Source organism: Crossiella cryophila (assembly GCF_014204915.1).
GTDB lineage: Bacteria > Actinomycetota > Actinomycetes > Mycobacteriales > Pseudonocardiaceae > Crossiella > Crossiella cryophila.
The window spans coordinates 5,562,949-5,583,539 of record NZ_JACHMH010000001.1 but is presented as its reverse complement, the minus strand read 5'-3'; the positions used below and the strand labels follow the sequence as shown (position 1 = coordinate 5,583,539).

Sequence of the window (20,591 nt, the reverse complement as noted above, 5' to 3'; positions counted from 1 at the left end):
AGCAGATAAGGCTTCCTCATGTCTGAGACTGCGCACTACTCGCGGCGGGCCTTGTTCACCGCGGGCACGTCGAGCCGTACAACCGTTGCCCCCGGCCAGAAACTGCGCCCACTCGGCCGACACCTGGCCTACGGCGCGGATCCGTCCAAGCAGGTGGTGATCTCCTGGCAGGAACTCGGCGCGGTGACCGGGCCCTACGTGCGGCTCGCCACCGAGCCCGGCAAGTTCGGCCCGCCGATCTCCGCCGAACCACGCACGCTCAAGAGCGAACTGTCCTGGCAGCACGGCGAACACAGCTTCCCGCCACACGCCCCGCCCACCATGAGCCAGTACTACCTGCACGTCCGGCTGGGCAACCTCTCCCCCGGCACCACCTACCAGTACGTCGTGGGCCACCAGGGCTACGATCCCCTTGCCAGCGGCCGCATCGGCGAGATCGCCAGCTTCCGCACCGCCCCGGCCGTTGGCAGCACCGCGCCGTTCAGCTTCACCGCCGTCGGCGACCAGGGCATCGGCTACAACGCGCGCCAGGCCAACAGCGCGATCACCGACCTGGCCCCGGCCTTCCACCTCGCCCTTGGCAACCTCAGCTACGCCATCACCTCGGGCAAGGCGGGCGTGGAGGGCGGGCACACCGACACCGACCAGTACGACGCCGGGCGCTGGGACGCCTACTTCGCGCAGAACGACCTGGCGGCCTCGGGCATCCCGTGGATGATCGCGCTGGGCAACCGCGAGATGGAGGACTGGTACTCCGGCAACGGTTACGGCGGCACCACGGCCCGTTTCGCCATGCCGGACAACGCCTGGAGCGGCTCGGTCGGCGTCTACTCCTGGCGGTACCAGAACCTCGGGCTGCTCAGCCTGGACGGCAACGACATCTCCTACCGCAACACGGCCAACTACGAGTACAGCAAGGGCAAGCAGCTCAAGTGGATCGACAGTCAGCTGGCCAGGTTCCGCGCTGATCGCACCATCGACTTCATCGTGGTCTACCTGCACCACGCCCCCTACTCCACCGCCGACGGCGGCGCGGAGCTGGTGGCGCAACAGAAGTGGGCGCCGCTGTTCGACAAGCACAAGGTCGACCTGGTGCTCAACGCGCACAACCGCCTCTACGAGCGCACCGACCCGATCCGCGCGGGCAAGGGCACCCGGCAGGTCAAGCCGCGCGGCACGGTCACCCCGGCCACCGACGGCACCACCTACGTCACGGCCGGTGGTGGCGGCCAGGCCCTGGACGCGATCAACAAGAACGCCCCGGAGAGCTACCTGGGCCAGGAGAACACCGGCGGCACGCCGACCATGCGCTGCTTCAACAAGAACAGCTCGAAGTTCACCGAGACCAAGGTCAGCTGGTCCCGGGTGCGCTACCGCGGGTACAGCCTGGTGGCGGTCGACGTCACCCCGGCCGCGAACGGCTCGCCCGCCCAGCTCAAGGTCCGCGCGCTGGCCGAGGACGGCTCGCTGATCGACGAGATCACCGTGCGGAGGTAGCCCGAACTATTTAAGTCAGCTGATTGACTTACTTCCTCCTCGTGGCCATGCTGGTGGCAGAAGCACCCACGAGGAGGAGTCGGCGATGACGCAGAGCCAGGCCGGGCAGCTGCCGCGTTTCCCGTTCGAGACCGAGGCCGCGCTGGAGCCACCCGCCGAGTGGGCCCGCTACCAGGCCGAATGCCCGGTCGCGCACGTGCGGCTGGCCAGCGGCGACGAGGCCACCCTGCTCACCCGCTACGACGATGTGAAGAGCCTGCTGGCCGACCCCCGGTTCACCCGGCCGACCGCGGCGGACAACGCGGCCCGGGTCGCCGACACCGAGTCCGGCGGGCTGTTCAACAGCGAGATGTCCAACGTGCTGCCCCAGCACGGCGAGGGGCACCTGCGCTGGCGGCGGATGGTCGGCAAGTGGTTCACCGCCCGCCGGATGAACGCGCTGCGACCGGCGATCGAGGCGATGGCCGAGCAGCTCGTGGACGAGATGGTCGCCAAGGGCGGACCGGCGGATCTCAAGGCGGCAGTGGGCTTTCCGCTGCCGGTGTGGGTCATCTGCGACCTGCTCGGCGTGCCGGACGCCGACCGGGACCGGTTCGCGCACTGGTCGGACACGTTGCTCAGCATGACCCGCTACACCCAGGCCGAGATGGACCTGGCCCAGCTGGAGTTCGCCCAGTACATGGCCGGGCACATCGCGGCCAAGCGGGCCGCCCCCGGCGATGACCTGCTCAGCGCGCTGATCGGCGAGACCGGGCCGGACGGCGAACCGATGTCGGATCCGGCGCTGATCGCCACCGGCATGGGACTGCTGATCGCCGGGCACGAGACCACCGCGAACATGATCAGCAAGATGGTCGCGATGCTGCTGGCCGACCGGAGTCGCTGGGAGCAGCTGCTGGCCGATCCGGTGCTGGTGCGCACCGCGGTGGAGGAGTCGCTGCGGCTGGACGCCAACGCGGGCTTCGGCATGGCGCGCTATCTCACCGAGGACCTGGAGATCGCCGGGACCACGTTGCCCGGCGGCACCACCGCGGTGTGCAGCATGGCCGCGGCCAACCGGGACGAGGAGGTCTTCACCGGCGCCGCCGAGATGGACCTGACCCGCAGCCCCAACCCGCACCTGGCCTTCGGCGCCGGGGCGCACGCCTGCCTGGGTCAGCCGCTGGCCAGGACCGAGTTGCAGGTGGTCCTGGAGGTGCTGTTGCGCAGGCTGCCCTCGCTCGAACTGGCCGTGCCGGTGGCGGAGTTGCGCAAGGTGGAGGGGCTCGCGGTGGGCGGATTGCGGGAGCTTCCGGTTCGATGGCGGTCATGACGACGAGCAAGGCCGCACGGGCGCAGGCGACCAGGGAGCTGATCCTGGCCGCCGCGGAACGGCTTTTCGCCGAGCACGGGGTGTTCGCGGTGTCCAACCGGCAGGTCGGCGAGGCCGCCGGGCAGGGCAACAACACCGTGGTCGGCTACCACTTCGGCACCAAGGCCGACCTGGTCCGGGCCATCATCCAGCGGCACGCCGACCCGGTGGAGGAACACCGCGGCCGCCTGGTCGCCGAAGCCGGTGACAGCCGGGAGATCCGGGACTGGATGCACTGCCTGGTCCAGCCGATCGTCGACCACCTGGCCAAACTGGACACGCCGACCTGGTACGCCCGCTTCGGCGCCCAGGTGATGACCGACCCGGCCCTGCGGGCGATCATGATCGAGGAGGCGCTGACCTCCCCCTCGATCAACCGGATCGTGGACGGCCTGCACCACAGCCTGCCCGACCTGCCTGCCGAGGTCCGCGCCGAACGCAGCGACATGCTCCGCCAGCTGCTGGTGCACATGATCGCCGAACGCGAGCGCGCCCTGGCCGAGGGCACCGACACCCCCAGGTCCAGCTGGCAGGCGGCCGGTGTGGGCCTGATCGACGCGCTGACCGGGCTGTGGCTGGCCCCGGTCAGCACCCCGACCGAGAAGGACGAACGACCATGAAGATCAGCGTGGACCAGGATCGCTGCTGTGGCGCGGGAACCTGCGTGCTGCTCGCGCCCACCGTGTTCGACCAGCGCGAGGAGGACGGCATCGTGCTGCTGCTCGACCAGGAGCCGCCCGCCGACCTGCACGAGATCGTGCGCGAGGCGGTCAGCGTGTGCCCGGCCGCGGCGATCGCGGAGCTGGCCTGATCAGCTTGCTTTCCACACGGTGGCGGCCAGGTGGGCGCCGCCGAGCGCGCCGCCGTAGTCGTCGAGCCGGGTGCGGACGATCTCGGGCTCCGGGCCCCAGTCGCCGAGTGCGTCGAGTGCACTGTGGATTCCCGGCCGGAACAGCGGCAGGTACCGCGCCGCACTGCCGCCGAGCACGACCAGGTCGGGTCCGTACAGGCTGAGCAGGGTGGCGAGCCCCGCGGCGATGCGGGTGCCGTGCTCGCGGAAGGTGGCCAGGGCCAGGTGGTCGCCGTGCGTGGCGAGGTCGGCCAGGTCGGCGATGACCCGTTCATCGGTGCCGGAGCGGCCAAGGACGCGGGCCGCGGTGCGTTGCAGGGTGCTGCGGGAGGCGGCCTGTTCCCAGCAGGCGGTGCGGCCGCAGTAGCAGGGTTCGGTAGGCAGGGCGACGGCGAGGTGGCCGCCCTCGGGGTGGGTGCCGTCGGGCAGGCGGAACGGCGTGCTGCCGGTGAGCAGGCAGACGCCGACGCCGGTGCCGAGGGTGATGTGCAGTGATCGCGGTGACTGCTGGGCGGCGCCGGTGGCGCGTTCGGCCAGTGCCGCGCAGACCGCGTCGTTGTCGATCACCACCGGACCGGGCACCAGGGCGGCGAGCATCGCGGTGATCGGCAGTCCGGTGAAGGCCGGGAGCGTGTCCGGGTTGCGGATGACACCGTGCGGGTCGATCGGTCCGCTGGCGCCGACACCGACCGCGACCGGCCGGAGTCCCTGGCCGACCGCGCCGAGGTGCTCGCGCAGGAAGGCGCGGACGGTGCCGGGGCCGCCGGTGTGCGGGGTGGGCGCGGTGCGCCGGGCGAGCACCGCGCCGCTGGTCGGCTCCACGGCGACGAACCGGCTGCCGGTGCCGCCGAGGTCGATGCCGAGCACCACCGCGGTCATCAGCGGGTCGTGGTGATCTTGCGGCCGTGCACGAAGGCGCCGGGGACGACTCCGTTGGCCTGGGCCAGGGCGACCGCGAAGAGTTCGGCCACCACCGCGCCGGCGGCGAGTGCGGATCCGCCGGGCACGGGGATCGAGGTCGTGGCCTCGACGCGGGGATCGCCGACGACGATCACCTGGGAGCCCGCGGTGCGCAGGTCCTTGGCCAGGCGCTGGAGAGTCGGGTCCGGTTCGTGGTCCGGTGGGAGGAACAGCAGGGCGGTGTGGCCCTCCCCCGCCAGTTCGAAGGGGCCGTGCCGGAACTCGCCGCCGACATAGCCTTCGGCGGCGATCTTGGCGGACTCCTTGATGACCAGTGCGGCGAACCGGGCAGTGGCCGCGGTGTCCCGGATCCCGATGCAGGACAGTCGATGCCGGGGATGCGCTGCCGCGGCGAGTGCCCTCCGCAGCCCGTGATCGTCGAGCACCTGCCGGACGGCCGCGGCCGCCGCTGGCAGTTCGGTCCGCCGCACGCGCTCGACGTCCTCGCCAGCGAAACCGGCACGCAGCAACCGGTGCACGGCGAGGGTGTTGAGGTAGCTCTTGGTGCTGACCGTGGCCTCCGGCCCGCTGTGCAGTGGCAGCAGGAGGTCCGCGGCGAGGGCGAGTGGACTGGTCCGGTCGTCGGTGATGCCGACCAGCGTGGCGGGGGTGATCCGGCCGCCTTGCCTGCGGTCGAGCAGTTCGGTGATCTCGCCGCTCGCGCCGGACTGGGAGGTGACGATGAGCAGCGTGTCGGGGGTGATCAGGCCGCCGTCGTCGAGGAGTTGACCGGCGTCAACGCTCCAGGCCGCGGTGCCTTGCGCGATGAGGTGTCGCCAGGTCGGGATCCCGGCGAAGTGGGAGGAACCCATGCCGGTCAACACGATCCGCGGCCAGGCCCGGCCGGTGAGGGCGTCCAGTGGCGGGATGGCGGCTTCGGCCAGGCGCAGCAGAGCGGCGGGTTGCTCGGCGATGTCGTGTTCGAACGGGGTGGTCATGCCTGCTCCAGCACGGCGTCGACGGGGGTGATGTCCAGCAGGGCGGCGGCGATCCGGGCGCCGATCATGGCGGTGGGCAGGTTGATGTTGCCCCGGCTGATCGCGGGCATGATCGAGGCGTCGGCCACGTGCAGCCCGGCCAGGCCGCGCACCGCACCGCGTGCGTCCACCACCGCCGCGGGGTCCGTGCCAGGCCCCATCTTGCAGCTGCCCGCCGGATGGCAGTAGTTCACGATCCGGTCCAGGGGGTCGCCGGTGCTCGCCTCCCGGCCGAGGATGGCGGCGAGTTCGGGCTGGGTGGTCATCGTGCGGAGCAGCTCGGCCGCTTCGGACAGGACCAGCCGGTCGTAGCCGTCGGGATCGGTGCCGTAGCGGTGGTCGATGCGCGGCAGGTCGTGCGGATCGTTGCTGCGCAAGGTGATCCGGCCTTCGGAGCGGGCGCGCATGGCACCGCCGTAGAGGCTGATCGGCGGCAGGCCGGGGTGGCCGCTGTTCGCGCCGGCGACCATGAAGACGTGGATGTCGTAGGGCCCGTTGTCACAGCGCGAGGAGCGGGCTCGGCCGACGGTCTGTTCGTCGGGGTGCCACGGGGTCCGGGCGAGGTCGTCGAGGAGGCCGTCCTTGCCGTGGAAGTCCAGCTGCACGCAGGAGTGGTCGAGCAGGTGACCGCCCACGCCCGGCAGGTCGGCGACGACGGGGATGTCGAGGGCACGCAGGTCGGCGGCGGGTCCGACGCCGGACCGCAGCAGCAGCGCCGGGGACTGGTAGGCGCCGCAGGCGATGATGACCCGGCCCGCGCGGACGGTCCGCGCTCCGTCGGGGCTATCGATCTCGACGCCGATCGCGGTGCTGCCCGCGAACAGCACCCGGCGCACGGTGGTGTCCCCGGCGATGGTCAGCCCCGGCCGGTGGCGCACCGGGTCCAGGAAGGCCAGGCTCGCGTTCCACCGGACGCCGTCGACGATGTTGACCGGCATGGGGCCGATCCCGACTCCGGCTTCGAGGTCGTCGAGGTCGTCGGCGAAGGGCAGTCCGGTGCTCATCCCGGCCCGGACGAAGGCGGCCTGGGCCGAGGTCAGCTCGTCCATCCGGTAGCGGCGGACCCGGAACCGGTCACGAGTCCAGTGCAGCAACGGTTCCACGGTCGCGGCGTCCCAGCCGGGGTTGCCCAGCCGGGCCCACTCGTCGTAGTCCTCCCTGGCGCCGAGTGCGGCGGTGCAACCGTTGTGCGCGGAACAGCCGCCGATCACCTTGGCGCGGGGCAGGTCCAGCGTCCGTCCGGAGTGGACGGTGCCGGACAGGCCCCAGTCGTGGGACAGCGGGATCGCCTTGGCGTCAAGGACATCAGCGGGCCAGCGTCCGTCGGTGAAGTGGCCGTAGTCGGGCCCCGCCTCGACGAGTAACACGGTCTCGGTGCTGTGCGCGGCGAGGAGGCCGGTGAACGCGGCGCCGCCGGTTCCCGCGCCGACGACGATGGTGTCGACCTCGTCAGGGAGGTGGACTCCGGACATGGCTGTCTCCTGGGAATGGTGATCGCGGGTGCGTTCAGGCCAGGCGGAGCAGGGTGCCACCGGCCTGCACGGCCTGGCCAGCCTCGGCGTCCAGGGCGGCGTCGGTGACGATCAGGTCGGCGGCGTCCAGGCCACCGATGCGGGCGAAGGCGGTCTGGCCGAACTTCGAGGAGTCGCAGGCCACCAGGCAGCGGCCGGAACTGGCCAGCGCGGCACGTTTGACCGCGGCGTCCTCCACGTTCCACTCGGTCAGCCCGGCGGTGACATCGAGTGCGGAGACGGTCATGACGAAGGTGTCGAAGCGGTGGTCGGCGAGCGTGCGCTCGGCCGAGGGCCCGATGAAGGAATGCTCCTCGGGCCGGATGCGCCCGCCGGGGACCATCACGGTGGTCTGCGCCGAGGCGGCCAGGATGTCGGCCACCCGCAGGTTCAGCGCGCAGACCGTCAGCCGCCGCCCGAGGAGTGCCTCCGCGATCGCCATGCCGGTGCTGCCACCGTCCAGGACCAGGGTCTGACCGTCGACGAGTTCGCCGGCGACCTCGGCCGCGATGGCCCGCTTGGCCTCGGCGTGCAGCCGGGTCCGCAGGGCCAGCGGCGGCTCGAAACTCCCGCTCTGCAGGCGGATCGCGCCACCGTGGGTGCGGCTCAGCAGCCCGTCCGACTCCAGCTGGGCCAGATCCCGGCGGATCGTCATGTCCGAGACCGACATCCGGGTGCTGAGTTCGGCGATGGTGAGCCGCCCACGCGCGTTGAGCAACTGCAGGATCGCCTGCTGGCGTTCGCCGGCTTGCACCCGGTTCTCCCTCGCCCACTACCCACCGTATCGAACATCTGTCGTGTGCAAGTAGACATGTTCGTGTTCGTTTTGGCAAGCAGTGTTCGTTTTGATGTTCACTTGCTCGACCGGGCTAGGCCGTGGCCACCGCCGCGATCCCGGCCAGCACCAGTGCCGCCCCGATCAGCCTGCGCACCGGGTTGGCCTCGCCGAACCAGCGCCAGGCCAGCAGCGCACCGAGCACAATGGACAGTTCGCGAACCGGGGCCACCACACTCAGCGGCGCCAGCCGCATCGCGTACAGCACCAGCACATAACCCAGTGGCGACAACACCGCGACCACCAGGACCTCGGTGCGGTAGGTCCGCCACACCGCGGCGACCCGCTCGGGCCTGCGCAGCGCCACCGGGGCGAGCATCAGGCTCTGCGCCAGCGAGCCCAGGCAGAAGTAGATCAGCGGCGGGACCGCGAGGGTGGTCACCGAGTAGGCGTCCCACAGCGTGTAGCTCGCGATCGCCACCCCGGTCAGCCCGCCGTAGACCAGGCTCGCGTTCAACGCGCCACGCTGGGAACTGGGCCCCAGCCCGATCACGAACACCCCGGCCACGATCGCCGCCGCGCCAAGCAGTCCCGCCCAGCCCGGCCGCTCACCCAGTACCAGCACCGCGGCCAGCACGGTCAGCAACGGACCGCTGCCACGGGCCACCGGATAGACCACCGACATCTCCCCCACGGCGTAACCGCGTTGCAGCACCAGCGCGTACACCGCGTGCAGCACCGCACTCACCCCGACCGCCAGCAACCAGGTCCACCGCGCCGGGGTGTCGCCGAAGACGAAGGCCAGCACCGCGACCGGTCCGCAGATCACCACCGAGGCGACCTGGTAGAGCCACACGAACGCGGCTCCGCCGTCCCCGGCCCGCTTGGCCGCGAAGTTCCACAGCGCGTGTGCGATCGCGGCCAGCAGTACCAGCACGATGGCGGTCACCGAACCTCCGGCAGGGTCTCGAATGGACTATTCGGCCTCATCCTTGGCTGGCAGACCGGGCCGGTCGAGTGATTTTGTCCGCACCACTCCCGGCTGATTGACAGCGACGATCTTCACCAGCGACCCTGCAATCAAGGCGAATGCCTTGTGCCACAGGGGGGTTCGAATGCCGGTACGCAGGCTGGGCAAAGTACCCGTGATCCTCGTCGCGCTCTGCGCCCTGATCTCCATCAGCTGGGTCACCCCACAAACCCAACTCCGCATCATGCCCCTGGGCGACTCCATCACCGAGGCCCCCGGCTGCTGGCGCGCCTACCTCTGGGACCAACTCCGCCGCACCGGCCACACCAACATCGACTTCGTCGGCACCCGCACCGGCGGCGGCTGCCCGGTGGGCCACGACCGCGACCACGCGGGCTACAGCGGCTACCAGGCCACCTTCATCGCCAGGGAGAACCTGCTGCCCACCTGGCTGGCCGTGGCCAGACCCGACGTGGTGCTGATGCACCTGGGCACCAACGACCTGTGGTTCGGCCAAGGCACGGAGGCGGTGCTGCCCGCGTACACCAAACTGGTCGAGCAGATGCGCACAAACAACCCGGCGATACGGATCCTGCTCGCCCACATCATCCCGATGGCCCCACCCAACTGCACCTCCTGCGCCAAGCAGGTAGTGGACCTCAACACCGCCATCCCGGCCTGGGCCGCGACAAAGTCCACCGCCCGCTCCCCCATCACGGTGGTGGACCAGTGGACCGGCTTCGACCCGATCACCGACACCTATGACGGCGTGCACCCGGTTGACTCCGGTTTTCGCAAGATGGCGGATCGGTGGTTTCCTGCGGTGAGCGCGGCGGTGTGCGCGGCGACGGGTAAGGTCAACTGCCCGAAGGCCTGACCGGCGAGCAGTGGCGGTTCAATACACAGATCGGGTGCACCGGAGTTTTCTGATGACGGAACTTTTCGAGGACAGCGACTACTACACCGGACCTCAGGTCGATTGGGACATGATCCGCGTGGCTGAGAAGGACCTTGGGGTGCGGCTGCCACGCGGCTACATCGAGATGCTGCTTGTCCGGAACGGTGGCACCCCGCGACGTCGCTGCTGCCCCACGACTTTTCCCACGTCTTGGGCCGATGATCACTTCGAGATCAGCGGGATTCGGGGAATCGGCGGACCTTGGGGAATCGATTCCTCGTCGGGACTGGGTAGTTCTTACCTGATCAAGGAGTGGGGCTATCCGGAGATCGGTGTAGTGTTTTGCGATACTCCTTCGGCTGGCCATGACACTGTCATGTTCGACTACTCCGAGTGTGGCCCGGAGGGCGAGCCCGCGGTTGCCTATGTCGATGAGGACCGCGTTCCTCGACGAGTTGCCTCATCCTTTGACGAATTCATCTCGATGCTATTTGATGACAATGTCACCGATGCGAGCATGGCTTGAGGGCGAGCACTGGCTGTGGCGGACATGTCCGCGTGCGATCCCATTGAGGTCGATGGGATGATCAATCTGGGCTTCGATGGCGACGGACGTCTTATTGGCATTGAGGTTCTGGCGGCCACCTCAAAGCTGCCCCGGCGACTGCTCGACGCAGCGAAACGATTGGACATCGCAACGGAGTAGGCGCGATTATGCGTCTGCTTGAGGGGGGGTGATGATGGAGGAACCTCATGCCGGTCTCGACCGGGCCGAGGTTGAGGCGATCACCCAGCGCTGGGTGCGGAATTCCCATCGGCGCACCGATGATCCGGACTACCCGGACGAGTGGTACTACGAGCAGTGCGGTGGGTGCCGGTACTGGTTTCCGCTGGCCGGTCAGCTCGGGTATGACTTCGGGGTTTGTGCTGGGGCCGGGTCGCCGTTGGTGGACACGGTGCGGTTGAACATGACGGGTGCGCGGCTTTTGTGAGCGCGGGGCGGTGGTCGGTGCCCAAGGACATGTAGCCGGGTCAGGCCCGCAGCCGGGGGAACAGGGTTTCCGCGTTCCCCCGGCTGATCGCCTGACGCAGTCCGGGTTCCAGCGGGTACTGGTCGAACTGCCCGTCCAGGAAGCGGATCGCGGGGGCTGGGGCGAAGGGGTAGTCGCTGCCGTAGGTGATGTGGGTGGGGTCGGCTACTTCCAGCAGGCTGGGGAGGGTGGCGGGGCTGGCGGAGAGGGCCAGGTCGTAGTGGAACTGGCGTAGTACGGCCAGGTGTTTGGGGATCTGGTGTTTTTGGTCCAGCAGGGTCCAGGCTTGGCGGGGTTTGGTTTGTTTGCTCAGCATGGTTAGCAGGATTCGGTAGGCGATGTAGGGGACGAAGCCGCCTGCGTGGGCGAGGATGAATTTGATTCCTGGGTAGGTTTTCAGGGCGCCGGAGAGGATCAGGCTGATCGCGGTTCTGGTGGTGTCCAGCAGGAAGTCGGCGGTGAAGGTGGGGATGCCGGGGACCGGGTCTGCTGGGAGTTCGCCGGGGTGGATGAAGACCGTGGTCTGGCGGCGGTGCAGGAAGTCCAGCAGTGGGGTGAAGGCTGGGTCGCCCAGGTAGTGGCCGTTGTTGTTGGCCAGTAGGACGATTCCGTCGGCGTGCAGGTCGTCCAGGGCGTATTGGGCTTCGGCGAGGGCTCCTTGGACGTCGGGGAGGGTGAGGGTGGCGAAGAAGCCGAAGCGGGTGGGGTGGCGGGCGACCAGGGCGGCGCAGAACTCGTTGACTTCCCTGGCCCAGCGGCGGGCTTCGGGGGTGTTGCCGAAGTGGACGCCGGGGGTGGACAGGGACAGGATGCCGGTTTGGATCTGGTGGCGGTCCATGAATTTGAGGGCGGCGGGTTCGGACCAGGTGGGGAGGTCTATGCCGCCGGGGCGGATTCCCTTGTCCGCCAGCCACTTCGCGTAGCGGGGTGGGACTACGTGCTGGTGGGTGTCGATGCGGTGGGCGGGGGGCATCTGGGGTCCTTGTCAGGGGGCCGGGCGGAGGCGGCGTAGGGGCAGGTAGCGGCGGCGGTCGGTGACCAGGACGGTGGCCAGGGCGCCGATGGTCAGCCAGGTGAGCAGGGCGGTGATGCCCGCGGGCAGGCCGGGGGTGCCGATGGCGGCGGCGCGCAGGGCGAGTACGGCGCCGTGGGTGGGTAGGTAGGCGGCCAGGTCGTGTAGGGGTTCGGGGAGGGTGGAGACCACGCCGGTGGCCGCGCCCAGGACCAGGACGGCCAGGGAGGCGAGGCGGCCTGGGCGGCCGAAGATGGCTGTGACGGCTTGGTTTACCGCGACGAAGGCGCAGGCGGCGAGTAGGGCTACGGCGAGGAAGCCCAGGGTGCCGGGGAGGTCCAGGTCCAGGGTGGGGATGGCGATCGCGGTGATGGCCAGGGCGGCCAGGGCCGCGGCGGTGGCGCCTGGCACGGCGGCGCGGATGATGATGCGCCAGGTGGGTTCGCGGGCGGTGAGTACGGCGTCCGGTACCGCTCTGGTGACCAGGTAGGTGGCCAGGGCCAGTGCCCACAGGGCGAGGGCGGCGAACAGGGTGATGGCGAGGGCGCCTGCGGGGGTGCTCGCGGTGGTGGCGGTGGTGGGTTCGGCGGCGACGGTTTTCAGGTGTGCGCGTTCGGCGGAGGTGTAGGCGGGGACCTGGTCGCGGCCCTGGTCGAGTTTGCCTGCCAGTTGGTGGGCGCCGTCGTTGACCTTGGTGGTGCCTTCGCTGAGTTGGCCGGTGCCGCTGGCGAGTTCGGTGGCGCCGGCGGCGAGTTGGGTGGAGCCGGTGGCCAGTTGGCGGGCGCCGGTGTTGGCCTGCCGGATGCCGGTGTCGAGTTGGCGGGCGCCGGTGGCGGCGGTGGCGATGCCCTTGGCCAGGGCGGTGGATTTGTCTGCCAGCTGGGCGGTGCCGGTGGCTACCTGGCGGGCGCCGGAGGCCAGTGCCCGGATGGAATCGCGGGTTTGGACGGCGGCGGCGCGGACGGTTGCCTTGGCTTTGTCGATCTTGTCGGCGTCGGTGCTGAACTTGGCCGCGGCCCGGGTCAGGTCCTGGCAGAAGCGGGGGTCGCCGCCGCCTGCCTGGCAGTTCTGGGCCAGGCGCTGGAACTCGGCGGCGGCGGACTTGGCCGAGGGCAGGGCGTCGATGGCGGCGATGATCCGGTCGGCCAGTGGCAGCACGGTGGCGGCGAGTTGTTCGTTGCCCTTGGCCACGGCGTCGGCGCCCTGGGCGAGCTGGCGGGTCAGCTTGGGGAGCTGGGCGGTGTCTCGTTCGGCCTGGGTTAGGCCGGTGGAGAGTTGGGCGGATCCGGTGGCCAGTTGGCCGGTGCCGGTGGCCAGTTGGTCGGCGCCGTTGGCTAGTTGGGCCGAGGCGGTGCGGAGTTTTGTGGCGCCGTCGGCCAGTTTGCGGGTGCCGGGGACCAGTTGGCCGGTGCCGTCGGCGAGCTGGTCGGCACCGTCGGCGGCCTGGCCGAGTTGGTCGTGCAGGGTGGAGAAGCCGAGGTAGATGTTGTCGAGGTAGGTCTCGACGATCTGGTTGTTGAGGGCTTGGCGGGTGGCCTGGCTGACTCGGTCGGCCAGGGCCGGGTCCAGTGCTCCGGCGGTGGCCGAGGTGCGGACGTCTAGGACGGCTTTGGTGGCCTGCAAGGGCTTCGCGGTGGCGGTGGAACTCGCGCGGGCGGAGAAGTCCGAGGGGATGGTGACCACGGCGGTGAAGCGGCCCTGGGCCAGGCCGTCGGCGGCGTCGGTGGCGCTGGTGAGCACCCAGGTGTAGGCGGAATCCTTGCTGTGGGTGAGTTTTCCGGCCAGTTCGCGGCCCAGTGGCACGATTTGGCCGTTGACGGTGACCGGTTCGTCGTTGTTCACCACGGCCGCGGTGGCCGCGCCGTGCGCCCGTTCGGGTTCGTGGAAGGCCCAGGCGAGCAGGCCCATCACGATCACCGGCACGGCGATCAGGCCGGCCCAGGTCTTCCAGGTCAGCGGTCCGGCGGCCAGGGCGCGGGCGGAGTTGGCGAATGGCTTGAGCATCAGCGGACCTCGGCTGGCTGGGGGGTGAGGGCGTACAGGTGCGCGGTGGGTGGCAGCAGGTCCCGGATGCGCTCGGGGTCCTGGCAGGTCAGGACAAAGGAGGTGGGGCCGGGCGCGGCCAGTGCGGTGCGCAGGGCGTCCCTGGCGCCGGTGTGCAGCACCAGGTCGGCGTCGTCGAGCAGGACCAGGCCGGCGTCGCCCGGCAGTGCGGCGGCCGGGTCGGCGGTGTCCCGGCAGCGGATGATCGCGACCTCGCGGCGCAGTGCGTGCGTGTGCTGCGGCAGCACCCGGCCGAGCACCTTGAGATCGCCGTTGAGCGCGCTGACCCGGCCGGCCAGGGTGAACAGCAGCGCGGTCTTGCCGACCGGGCCCGCGCCGTGCAGGACAAGGACTTCGCCGCGCGGCAGGTGCAGGTTGACGCCGGTGCAGACGGGGCGGCCGCGGTCGTCGTCCAGGCTGAGGTCGCGGGCGCTGACCGCCTCGTCGACGCCCGGCCAGTCGGTCAGGCGCAGTTCCCGCATCAGCGCGTCGCCCTCGGCGTCGAAGACCGGCAGCGCGCGGTCCAGCTTCGGCGGCAGGCCCCAGGCCCGGTGGCCGAGCAGTTGCAGCACGGCGGGGACCAGGGTCATGCGGACGAGGAAGGCGTCCACGAAGACGCCGACGGCGAGGCTGAACGCGATGGGTTTGATGGTCGCGCTGCCCTCGGGCACGAACGCGGCGAACACGCCGAACATGATCACCGCGGCGGCCACCACCACCCTGGAGGCGGAGACGAAGCCGGTTTCGATGGCGTGGTGCGGATCGCCGTGGTGCACGTAGTCCTCGCGGATCCGGGAGACCAGGAAGACCTCGTAGTCCATCGCGAGTCCGAAAAGGACACCCATCAGGATGATCGGCAGGAAGCTGATCACGCTGCCGGTGTGGCTCAGCCCCAGGACTTCGGCCAGGTGGCCTTGCTGGAAGACGAAAGAGGTGGCGCCGAAGGCCGCGCCGACCGAGAGCAGGTAGCCCGCGGTGGCCTTGACCGGCACCCAGATCGAGCGGAACACCATGGCCAGCAGGATCAGCGACAGGCCGACCACCAGCACGCCGAAGGGCAGCAGCGCACCGCCGAGCTGGGCGGAGACGTCGATGCCGACCGCGGTGATGCCGGTGACCGCGGTTTTCGTGCCGTAGGTGGCCAGGAAGTGCGGGGCCTGCTCGCGCAGGCGGGTGACCAGTTCGTCGGTCTGTGCGGAGTCCGGGGCGGTGGCCGGGACGATCTGGATGATCCCGGTGTCCCCCTTGGGGTTGGGTGTGGCCAGCGGCACCGAGGCGACCCCTGGCAGGGTGCGGATCTCCGCGGCGAGCTTGTTGACAAGGCCGATCGGGTCGGTGCTGGTGATGATGTCGGCGGTGACGATCAGCGGGCCGTTGAAGCCGGGACCGAAGTGCTCGCCGATGACCTCGTAGGTCTGCCTGGCCGGGGTGCCGTGTTCCTCGGTTCCGTTGTCCGGCAGGGCAAGGCGGAGGTCCAGGGCCGGGATCGCGCACACCGCCAGGCCGGTCACCACGGCCAGCACGGTGAGCAGTGGCATCCTGGTCACCGCGCGCACCCACCAGCGCGCCATCTGGGGCGCCGGACGTCGGGGCTTGCCGGAGCGGCGCGGTTTGGCCACGCGGGGGCGCAATCTGTTGCCCGCGAAGGACAACAGCGCGGGCACCAGGGTGATCGCGATGCCCACCGACAGCGCGACCGCGACCGCGGCGGCCACGCCCATGGTGGTCAGGAACGGGATGCCGGCCACCGCCAGCCCGAGCAGCGCGATCACCACGGTCAGCCCGGCGAAGATCACCGCGGACCCGGCGGTGGCGGTGGCCCGTGCGATCGACTCCTCCACCGGCAGGTCGGCGGCGAGCTGGTCGCGGTGCCGGGAGAGCAGGAACAACGCGTAGTCGATGCCGACCGCCAGGCCCAGCATCACCGCGAGCATCGGTGCGGTGGAGGAGATCGGCGTGACCAGGGTGGCCAGGTAGACCAGTCCGGCGGACAGGCCAACCCCGATGACCGCGGTGAGCAGTGGCATCAGCGCCGCGATGAGTGAGCGGAACATCAGCAGCAGCACCAGCAACGCGATCGCCAGGCCAAGGCCCTCGGTCGGGCTGAGCTGGGGCACTCGGTTGGAGAAGGCGTCACCGCCGGTGAAGACCTGGGCGCCGGGCACCAATCCGGTCAACTCGGTGGCGATGCCGGAGAGCGCGGATTTGGTGGCCGGGTCCACCTGGGCCAGTTCGACCTTGAGCGGTACCGCGATCAGCGCGGCGCGCCCGTCGCCGGAGATCGCGCCGGAGACGTTGTCCCCGAACGGATCCACCGCGGTGGCCACCTGCGGGACGGCCTTGATCCGCTCCACCGCGCGGGCGACCGCCGCCCTGGTCGCTGGCTGGTCGACGGCGCTGCCCGCGGGCACCAGCAGCACGAGTTGCGCCGAGCTGCCGCTGACCTCGGGGAAGACCCGCTTGAGGTGGTCGAGGGCGTCCTGGGACTCCGAGCCGGGGATGGCGAAGGTGTCGTCCGTGCCCTGGTTGAGCAGCACCGCCGCACCGCCGGCGGCGGCCAGCACGACCAGCCAGAGCGCCACGACCAGCACCCTGGCCCGCGCGGCGGCCCGGCCCAGCCGGTAGAGGAACGAGGACACGAGCGACTCCCTCGGTTGGATACACCGTGCATCCTAATACACGCTGTATCCTATGCACGATGTATCCGATTGCCTCGATAGGGTGGCGCACGTGACAGCGATCGAGGGCGCGCGAACCACACGACGGCGGGCGGAGACCCGGCGGCGACTGATCGAGGCGGCCCGCGAGGTGTTCAACCAGCACGGCATCCGGGACGCCCCGGTCGAGGCCATCTGCGACCGGGCCGGGTTCAGCCGGGGCGCCTTCTACTCCAACTTCGACAGCAAGGAAGACCTGTTCCTGGCCGTCTACGAGTCGGAGATGGGCGCGCGCACGCAGCGGCTGCGGATCGCGGTGGACCGGGCCGCCGACCGGGTGCACGCCACCGGCCAGGACGCGGTGATCGAACTGGTCGGCCAGGCCGCCGAGTTGTTCATGACCACCCTGGTCGCGGACGAGCAGTGGTACCTGCTGGTCGCCGAGTTCCGCGCGCAGGCCCTGCGCCAGCCCGAACTCCGCGGTCCGACCGCGGCCGCCGAGACCCGGTTCCACCGCGGACTCGGCGAGATCATGGCGGCCCTGCTCGACCGGCTCGGCATGCGGCTGACCGTGGCGCCGGAGGATCTGGTGCAGGTGGTGGTGGCGCTCTACGAGACGATGCTCACCCGTGCGCTGCTGGACGGTGCGGCGGACCGGACGCACGACCGGTACCTGACCCGGATCCTGCCGCAGCTGCTCACCGGCATGATCGCGAGCAACGAGTAGCCGGACCGGGCCTACTCCCCCGCGATCGCCGCCGGCAGGAACTCGCGGCCGCTCAGACTGGTCGCCCCGGCCAGGATCGCCTCCGGCTGGATGCCGTGGCGCAGGCGTTCCCGGTGCACGGCGGCCAGCACCTCCGCCCCCTGGCCTGGCGCGCCGAACTGGTGCAGGGCGGTGGCCAGGGTGGTCAGCACGATGAGGGTGAAGCTGATGTCCTCGGTGCGCAGGTAGCGGTCCAGCGCGGTGCGCAGGGCGGTGAGCGCGGCGGTGGCCAGGTGCGGGGTGGTGCGGGCGCGCAGCAGCAGGGCCTGGCCGAGGTGGTGGGTGGCCCAGCCTTCCAGCCAGGGCAGGTTGTGCCGGCGGGCCAGTTCGGCGGCCTCGGCGAGTTCGGACTCACCGGCCGCGGACTGTCCACTGAGGACCAGCGCGGCGCCGTGGGCCATCCGGGCGCCCGCGGTCAGCCAGGGTTCGGTGACCGATTCGCCGAGGGCCAGGGCGGCTTCGGCGTGGTGGGTGGCGCGGGCGGGGTCGGCGAGGGCGATCGCGCCGAAGGCGGCCTGGTAGTGGGCGCGGCCGCGCAGGGCCCGGTGTTCGGGGGTGTCGCCGGTGGCGGCGAGGGCGATGGCTTCCAGGTAGGGGACTTCGGCGCTGAGCAGGCCGGCGCCGCTGAAGCCGAGCAGGTCACCGCGGACGATCAGGGCGCGGGCCCGGTCCAGGGCGGGTGCGTCCGGGGCGGCGGTGCGGGCGGCGTCGAGCAGGGCGGCGGCTTCGGCGAAGTGGCCGCCGCGGATCCAGAACCAGCCGAGCAGGCCGATGGTGCGCAGGGCCTGGACCGGGTCGTGGGTGATGTCGTGCCGGATGCCCGCGCGCAGGTTGGGGAGTTCGGTGGTCAGGGAGCGGATGATCTGGCCGTCGTGCGGGAAGTTCAGGTCCTCGGCACTGGCGGCGACCAGGGTGCGGACCCAGTGGGCGTGCGCGGCGGCACTGCGGGCGGGGGCCGGGTCGTGTTCGCGGCAGTACTCCCGGACTGATTCCAGCAGCCGGTAGCGGGTGGGGTTGCCGGTGGTGTCGGCGCTGAGCACTGATTTGGCCACCAGGGAGGACAGGGCGGCCAGGGGTTCCGGCTGGTGGACGGCGGCTGCGGCGGTGTAGGTGAAGCCGCCGTCGAAGGGCCAGAGTCGGTGCAGGAAGGCACGATCGGCGTCGGAGAGCAGGTGCACGCTCCACTCGATGGCCGCGCGCAGGGTGCGGTGCGGGGTCAGCGAGCCGCGGGGGACCTCGCCGAGCAGGGTGAAGCGGTCGTCGAGACGGTCCAGGATCTCGCGTGGGCCAAGGATCCTGGACCGGGCGGCGGCCAGTTCCAGGGCCAGCGGCAGGCCGTCCAGGGCGGTGCAGAGGGCTTCGAGGTCGTCGGCTTCGGCCGGACTGGGCTGCCAGCCGGGGTGGACCGCCTGGACGCGGTCGGTCAGCAGCGCCACGGCCGGGCCGGGGGTGCCGTCGGGCAGCCGGATCGCCAAGGGGCGCACCGGGATCACCTGTTCGCCGTCCAGGCCGAGCTGTTCCCGGCTGGTGATCAGCAGGCGCAGGCCGGGGCAGGTGTTGAGCAGCCGGATGGCGAACTCGGCGACCGGGTCGGTGAGGTGCTCGCAGTTGTCCAGGACCAGGGTGCCGGTGCGGGTGGCCAGACCGGCCAGCACGGTGTCCGGATCGGCGCCGGAGATGCCGGTGGCGGTGGCGACCGTGCCGAGCAGCAGCGTGCCGTCGGCCAGGTCGGCGAGCCGGACCAGCCAGGGGCCGTCGGTGTCCCGGACCCGGTTGGCGTGTTCCAGGGCGAGCCGGGTCTTGCCCACCCCGGCGGGTCCGGTGAGGGTGACCAGCCGGTGTGCGCGCAGTCGGGTGCCGAGGTCGGCCAGCTCGGTGTCCCGGCCGGTGAAGGAGGTCAGCGGGGTGACCAGGGCCTGGCGTGGCGGTGTGGTGGGCTGGAGCAGGTGCGGGTCCTGGGCGAGCACCTGGTGTTCCAGGTCGCGGAGTTCGGGGCCGGGGTCGATGCCCAGGTCCTCGGCCAGCACGGTGCGGGCCCGGCGCAGCGCCGCGAGTGCGTCGGCCTGTCTGCCGCCGCGGTAGAGCGCGAGCACCAGCAGCGCCCAGCGGCTCTCCCGGTAGGGCGTCTCGGTGATCAGCAGGTCCAGTTCGGGGACCGCGCCCGCCGCGTCTCCCCCGGCCAGCCGGGCCGCGGCCCGGGTTTCCAGGGCGACCTGGTGCAGTTCGACCAGTCGGCTGGTCTCCGCCTCGATGAGTTCGGCGCCGGGCAGGTCGAGGTAGGGCCGGCCGCGCCAGAGCCGCAGTGCCTGCTCCACCGCGGGCAGGGCGGCGGCCGGGTCGGTGGGCAGGAGCCGGCGGGCGCGGGCGAGTCCGGCCTCGAACCGGGCCACGTCGGTCCACTCCGGCGGGATGATCAGCTGGTAGCCGCCGTGGCCGCGGGCCAGCCGGTGCCGGTCGGCGGGGCCGAGCAGGCCGCGCAGCCGGGAGACGTAGACCTGCAGGGTGGCGGTGGCCCGCGCCGGGCCGGGCTCGCCCCAGACCGCGGTGGCCAGGGCCGGGTAGCTGAGCACGTCCCCGCGGGCGGCGATCAGCGCGGTGAGCAGCCGCCGGGGCACCGGTCCGCCGAGCTGGACGGGCAGGCCGTCGCAGGTCACCTCGGTGTGGCCGAGCACGTGGCAGGTCAGCACCCGAGGACGCCGAGGAACACGCGTTCGACCTCGTCCAGCGCGCCCAGGTCGCGGCGGGCCCTGGCGAGCACGACCGCGCCTTCGACCGCGGCGAGCAGGGCGAGCGCGAGGCCGGGGGCCGGGGGCTTGCCCGCGCCGCCGAGCAGGGTGGCCAGGGGTTCTTCCCAGCTGGTCAGGGCGGCGGTGACCGCGGTGCGCACGTCCGGGTGATCCACCGCGTCGTCGACCACGGTGGCCACCAGTGGGCAGCCGAGGGTGAAATCGGTGCGGCGCAACTCCTCCCGCCACACCCCGACCACCGCGCGCACCACGTCAGCCGGCACCGGCGGCGGGTCGAGATCGCGGGCGGCGCGCAGCAGTCCGGCGATCCGGCCCGCGTTGCGTTCCAGGACCGCGACGATCAGTTCTTCCTTGCCGCCGGGGAAGTGGTGGCCGAGCGCGCCGCGTGCGGTGCCGGCGGCCGCGACGACCTCGCGCAGGCCGGTGCGGGCCACGCCGCGGGTCCGGAACAGTCGTTCCGCGGCCGCGATCGTGCGGTCCCTGCTGTCGGTGCGCTTCCCCATCGGGCGGACTCGCTCCCTTCCCCGTACTCGGACGACTGTCATA

19 protein-coding genes are annotated in these 20,591 nt (G+C 71.1%); 9 read left to right on the top strand and 10 right to left on the bottom strand.

Going from position 1 to position 20,591, the window contains the following annotated elements; genetic code table 11:
- Window positions 1-18: 18 nt before the first annotated feature.
- From HNR67_RS24435 to HNR67_RS24420, 4 genes are all read left to right on the top strand, one after another.
- Window positions 19-1,497 carry a purple acid phosphatase family protein gene (locus tag HNR67_RS24435; RefSeq protein ID WP_185004563.1) on the top strand — a complete coding sequence of 493 codons (1,479 nt, stop codon included), beginning with the start codon at window positions 19-21 and terminating at the stop codon, window positions 1,495-1,497.
- Between the two features lie 85 nt (window positions 1,498-1,582).
- The gene (locus HNR67_RS24430) at window positions 1,583-2,809 is read left to right on the top strand and encodes a cytochrome P450 (RefSeq protein ID WP_185004562.1); all 1,227 of its coding nucleotides are present in this window, start codon (window positions 1,583-1,585) and stop codon (window positions 2,807-2,809) included.
- A complete protein-coding gene (locus tag HNR67_RS24425; protein ID WP_185004561.1) occupies window positions 2,797-3,468 on the top strand; it encodes a TetR/AcrR family transcriptional regulator in 672 nt (223 codons plus the stop codon). Before HNR67_RS24430 ends, HNR67_RS24425 begins: the two co-directional genes overlap by 13 nt.
- On the top strand, window positions 3,465-3,659 hold the full coding sequence (locus HNR67_RS24420; RefSeq protein WP_185004560.1) for a ferredoxin: 195 nt from the start codon (window positions 3,465-3,467) through the stop codon (window positions 3,657-3,659). Before HNR67_RS24425 ends, HNR67_RS24420 begins: the two co-directional genes overlap by 4 nt.
- On the opposite strand, the gene HNR67_RS24415 is transcribed toward HNR67_RS24420, so the two are convergent.
- The 5 genes from HNR67_RS24415 to HNR67_RS24395 form a co-directional block, all read right to left on the bottom strand.
- Window positions 3,660-4,577 (bottom strand): ROK family protein, encoded by a 918-nt coding sequence (locus HNR67_RS24415; RefSeq protein WP_185004559.1) that lies wholly within the window; start codon window positions 4,575-4,577, stop codon window positions 3,660-3,662.
- Window positions 4,577-5,596 (bottom strand): SIS domain-containing protein, encoded by a 1,020-nt coding sequence (locus HNR67_RS24410; RefSeq protein ID WP_185004558.1) that lies wholly within the window; start codon window positions 5,594-5,596, stop codon window positions 4,577-4,579. Before HNR67_RS24410 ends, HNR67_RS24415 begins: the two co-directional genes overlap by 1 nt.
- The gene (locus tag HNR67_RS24405) at window positions 5,593-7,107 is read right to left on the bottom strand and encodes a GMC family oxidoreductase (RefSeq protein ID WP_185004557.1); all 1,515 of its coding nucleotides are present in this window, start codon (window positions 7,105-7,107) and stop codon (window positions 5,593-5,595) included. Before HNR67_RS24405 ends, HNR67_RS24410 begins: the two co-directional genes overlap by 4 nt.
- 34 nt (window positions 7,108-7,141) lie before the next feature.
- Window positions 7,142-7,900, bottom strand: a complete 759-nt coding sequence (locus HNR67_RS24400) for a DeoR/GlpR family DNA-binding transcription regulator (protein WP_185004556.1) — start codon at window positions 7,898-7,900, stop codon at window positions 7,142-7,144.
- Window positions 7,901-8,015: 115 nt separating this feature from the next.
- Window positions 8,016-8,870: a DMT family transporter gene (locus tag HNR67_RS24395; protein WP_312987935.1), complete on the bottom strand. Its 855-nt coding sequence runs from the start codon at window positions 8,868-8,870 to the stop codon at window positions 8,016-8,018.
- A 166-nt stretch (window positions 8,871-9,036) separates the two neighbouring features.
- Here HNR67_RS24395 and HNR67_RS24390 point away from each other — a divergent pair, with 166 nt between their 5' ends.
- From HNR67_RS24390 to HNR67_RS24375, 4 genes are read left to right on the top strand one after another with little or no spacing between them, the layout of a single operon-like run.
- Window positions 9,037-9,768 (top strand): SGNH/GDSL hydrolase family protein, encoded by a 732-nt coding sequence (locus HNR67_RS24390; RefSeq protein WP_185004555.1) that lies wholly within the window; start codon window positions 9,037-9,039, stop codon window positions 9,766-9,768.
- A gap of 52 nt (window positions 9,769-9,820) precedes the next feature.
- Window positions 9,821-10,315 (top strand): SMI1/KNR4 family protein, encoded by a 495-nt coding sequence (locus tag HNR67_RS24385; RefSeq protein ID WP_185004554.1) that lies wholly within the window; start codon window positions 9,821-9,823, stop codon window positions 10,313-10,315.
- A 24-nt stretch (window positions 10,316-10,339) separates the two neighbouring features.
- Entirely contained in the window at window positions 10,340-10,495 is a 156-nt protein-coding gene (locus HNR67_RS46710; RefSeq protein ID WP_185011044.1) for a DUF2283 domain-containing protein, read from the top strand.
- 31 nt (window positions 10,496-10,526) lie between these two features.
- Entirely contained in the window at window positions 10,527-10,781 is a 255-nt protein-coding gene (locus HNR67_RS24375) for a DUF3027 domain-containing protein (protein WP_221490030.1), read from the top strand.
- A 40-nt stretch (window positions 10,782-10,821) separates the two neighbouring features.
- Here HNR67_RS24375 and HNR67_RS24370 read toward each other — a convergent pair whose 3' ends face one another.
- From HNR67_RS24370 to HNR67_RS24360, 3 genes are read right to left on the bottom strand one after another with little or no spacing between them, the layout of a single operon-like run.
- Window positions 10,822-11,793, bottom strand: a complete 972-nt coding sequence (locus HNR67_RS24370; RefSeq protein WP_185004553.1) for an amidohydrolase family protein — start codon at window positions 11,791-11,793, stop codon at window positions 10,822-10,824.
- A 12-nt stretch (window positions 11,794-11,805) separates the two neighbouring features.
- The gene (locus tag HNR67_RS45790) at window positions 11,806-13,836 is read right to left on the bottom strand and encodes a YhgE/Pip family protein (protein ID WP_185004552.1); all 2,031 of its coding nucleotides are present in this window, start codon (window positions 13,834-13,836) and stop codon (window positions 11,806-11,808) included.
- Window positions 13,836-16,514 (bottom strand): MMPL family transporter, encoded by a 2,679-nt coding sequence (locus HNR67_RS24360; RefSeq protein ID WP_185004551.1) that lies wholly within the window; start codon window positions 16,512-16,514, stop codon window positions 13,836-13,838. The genes HNR67_RS45790 and HNR67_RS24360 overlap by 1 nt, the downstream gene beginning before the upstream one ends.
- 91 nt (window positions 16,515-16,605) lie before the next feature.
- On the opposite strand from HNR67_RS24360, the gene HNR67_RS24355 reads away from it, so the two are divergent.
- Window positions 16,606-17,259, top strand: a complete 654-nt coding sequence (locus HNR67_RS24355; protein WP_312987930.1) for a TetR/AcrR family transcriptional regulator — start codon at window positions 16,606-16,608, stop codon at window positions 17,257-17,259.
- Window positions 17,260-17,270: 11 nt separating this feature from the next.
- Here the strand turns inward: HNR67_RS24355 and HNR67_RS24350 are convergent, their stop codons facing one another.
- Together HNR67_RS24350 and HNR67_RS24345 are read right to left on the bottom strand one after the other, a co-directional pair.
- Window positions 17,271-19,985 (bottom strand): BTAD domain-containing putative transcriptional regulator, encoded by a 2,715-nt coding sequence (locus HNR67_RS24350; RefSeq protein ID WP_185004549.1) that lies wholly within the window; start codon window positions 19,983-19,985, stop codon window positions 17,271-17,273.
- Window positions 19,979-20,548 carry a TetR/AcrR family transcriptional regulator gene (locus HNR67_RS24345; protein WP_185004548.1) on the bottom strand — a complete coding sequence of 190 codons (570 nt, stop codon included), beginning with the start codon at window positions 20,546-20,548 and terminating at the stop codon, window positions 19,979-19,981. Before HNR67_RS24345 ends, HNR67_RS24350 begins: the two co-directional genes overlap by 7 nt.
- Window positions 20,549-20,591 lie beyond the last annotated feature (43 nt).

Excerpts from the sequence above, each read along its gene's own strand:
- HNR67_RS24435 (WP_185004563.1), top strand. The coding sequence starts at position 19 with ATGTCTGAGACTGCGCACTACTCGCGGCGGGCCTTGTTCACCGCGGGC.
- HNR67_RS46710 (WP_185011044.1), top strand. The coding sequence starts at position 10,340 with ATGTCCGCGTGCGATCCCATTGAGGTCGATGGGATGATCAATCTGGGC.
- HNR67_RS24420 (WP_185004560.1), top strand. The coding sequence starts at position 3,465 with ATGAAGATCAGCGTGGACCAGGATCGCTGCTGTGGCGCGGGAACCTGC.
- HNR67_RS24390 (WP_185004555.1), top strand. The coding sequence starts at position 9,037 with ATGCCGGTACGCAGGCTGGGCAAAGTACCCGTGATCCTCGTCGCGCTC.
- HNR67_RS24385 (WP_185004554.1), top strand. The coding sequence starts at position 9,821 with ATGACGGAACTTTTCGAGGACAGCGACTACTACACCGGACCTCAGGTC.
- HNR67_RS24410 (WP_185004558.1), bottom strand. The coding sequence starts at position 5,596 with ATGACCACCCCGTTCGAACACGACATCGCCGAGCAACCCGCCGCTCTG.
- HNR67_RS24430 (WP_185004562.1), top strand. The coding sequence starts at position 1,583 with ATGACGCAGAGCCAGGCCGGGCAGCTGCCGCGTTTCCCGTTCGAGACC.
- HNR67_RS24405 (WP_185004557.1), bottom strand. The coding sequence starts at position 7,107 with ATGTCCGGAGTCCACCTCCCTGACGAGGTCGACACCATCGTCGTCGGC.
- HNR67_RS45790 (WP_185004552.1), bottom strand. The coding sequence starts at position 13,836 with ATGCTCAAGCCATTCGCCAACTCCGCCCGCGCCCTGGCCGCCGGACCG.
- HNR67_RS24425 (WP_185004561.1), top strand. The coding sequence starts at position 2,797 with ATGGCGGTCATGACGACGAGCAAGGCCGCACGGGCGCAGGCGACCAGG.
- HNR67_RS24415 (WP_185004559.1), bottom strand. The coding sequence starts at position 4,577 with ATGACCGCGGTGGTGCTCGGCATCGACCTCGGCGGCACCGGCAGCCGG.
- HNR67_RS24345 (WP_185004548.1), bottom strand. The coding sequence starts at position 20,548 with ATGGGGAAGCGCACCGACAGCAGGGACCGCACGATCGCGGCCGCGGAA.
- HNR67_RS24375 (WP_221490030.1), top strand. The coding sequence starts at position 10,527 with ATGATGGAGGAACCTCATGCCGGTCTCGACCGGGCCGAGGTTGAGGCG.
- HNR67_RS24370 (WP_185004553.1), bottom strand. The coding sequence starts at position 11,793 with ATGCCCCCCGCCCACCGCATCGACACCCACCAGCACGTAGTCCCACCC.